This is a genomic window from Mycobacterium intermedium (assembly GCF_002086275.1).
In the GTDB taxonomy this organism is placed as follows: domain Bacteria; phylum Actinomycetota; class Actinomycetes; order Mycobacteriales; family Mycobacteriaceae; genus Mycobacterium; species Mycobacterium intermedium.
Genome location: NZ_MVHT01000217.1, coordinates 1 through 1722, shown reverse-complemented (window position 1 = coordinate 1722; position 1722 = coordinate 1). Strand labels below are relative to the sequence as shown.

The following is a 1722-nucleotide window of genomic DNA, read 5'->3' as shown; positions in this document are numbered from 1 at the left end:
CACCCGGGGATCGAGAGCCGCGTAGATGATGTCGGAGAGCAGGCCGGCCAGCAGCACGACGGCGCCGGAGAACAAGGTGATCGCCGCGACGATGTTGGCGTCCTGGGTTGACACACCCCGGATGGCCCATTCGCCCATGCCGTGCCAGCCGAATATCTTTTCGACGAACACAGCCCCGGCGACCAGGCCGGCGACGCTGTAGGCAAACAGCGTCGCCATCGGTATCAATGCGGTTCGCAGCCCATGTTTGACCAGGGCGCGTCGGCGGGTCAGCCCCTTGGCACGTGCGGTGCGGATGAAGTCCTGTCCGAGCACGTCGAGCATGGCGTTGCGCTGATACCGGCTGTACCCGGCGGCACCGCCCAATGCCAGCGTGAGTGTCGGCAGAATCAAGTGCTGCACCCGGTCGCCCGGGTTGTCCCAGAATCCGCCGGTCACACCGGGCGAGGTCTCTCCGGTGTAGTCGAAGAGTTGCACGCCCAGCGCCCAGTTGACCCGCAACGCACCCAGGATCAGCAGGTTGGCTATGACGAACGTCGGTGTACTGATGATCAGCAGTGCCACCGCGGTGACGACGCGGTCACTGAGCCGATATTGCCGGATGGCGCCCCATGCGCCGAGCACGACGCCCAACACCGTGCCGACCACGGAGCCGACCACCAGTAGCCGCACGCTGACTCCGATGCGACGCCCGAGTTCTTCCCCGACGGGTTGCCCGGTGATGGTCTTGCCGAAATCGCCGCGCACAGCGTGGGAAGCCCAGTTGGCGTAACGGACCGGGATGGGCTTGTCCAAGCCGAGGTCGTGCGCCTTCTTGTCGATCACCGATTGGGCTGGGCGCGGACTTCGCTGCATCAGACTCTCCAACGGCCGGAACGCCGCCGAGGTCAGGCAGTAGGTCAGAAACGACGCCAGCGCAAGCAGAATGATGTAGTTGAGCAGGCGACGCACCAGGAAGCGCGTCATGCCCGACCACCGTGCCGCATTGGGACAGGGTAGCGAGGACTCGTCGACGGCAACCACCGCACACGCGACCGTTTCAATCCAGCTGATCTTGATTAGTGTGGTGACGCGGGCCCGTTGTTAAAATCCAGCGCGGTTCGACTCTGGTTAGCAAACGTAAAAATGCCAATAACTAAGGAGACTTGCGTGACGGTTACCGACGAATACTTGGCCAACAACGCCGAGTACGCGAGCACCTTCAAGGGTCCGCTGCCGCTGCCGCCGAGCAAGCACATCGCGGTCTTGGCGTGTATGGACGCTCGGCTCGACGTCTACCGTGTGCTCGGCATCAACGAGGGCGAGTCGCACGTCATCCGCAACGCCGGGGGAGTCGTCACGGACGACGCGATCCGTTCGCTCGCCATCAGCCAGCGGTTACTGGGGACGAAAGAGATCATCCTGATTCACCACACCGACTGCGGGATGCTCACCTTCACCGACGACGACTTCAAGCGCGGCATCCAGGACGAGATCGGGGTCAAGCCGCCGTGGGCGGCCGAGGCCTTCCCGGACATTGCCGAGGACGTCCGGCAGTCGTTGCGCCGCATCCAGAACAGCCCGTTCGTGACAAAGCACGAGTCGCTGCGCGGCTTCATCTTCGACGTGGCCACCGGCAAGCTCGAGGAGATCACCCTCGACGAGTCGTAACTCGTCAACGCGGCTTGAGTCAGCCCACCTTGTAGAGGGCGAGGGCTTTCGCAAGCAGCTTTCCCTCGGGGT

2 protein-coding genes are annotated in these 1722 nt (G+C 63.6%); one reads left to right on the top strand and one right to left on the bottom strand.

The window, feature by feature from the left end:
• The coding region (locus BST27_RS30225) for an ABC transporter permease (RefSeq protein ID WP_083148824.1) at positions 1-966 on the bottom strand (966 nt) is incomplete at its 3' end.
• Between the two features lie 183 nt (positions 967-1149).
• On the opposite strand from BST27_RS30225, the gene BST27_RS30220 reads away from it, so the two are divergent.
• Complete coding sequence (locus tag BST27_RS30220; RefSeq protein ID WP_069418844.1) at positions 1150-1650, top strand: beta-class carbonic anhydrase; 501 nt, start codon at positions 1150-1152, stop codon at positions 1648-1650.
• The last annotated feature ends 72 nt before the right edge of the window (positions 1651-1722 follow it).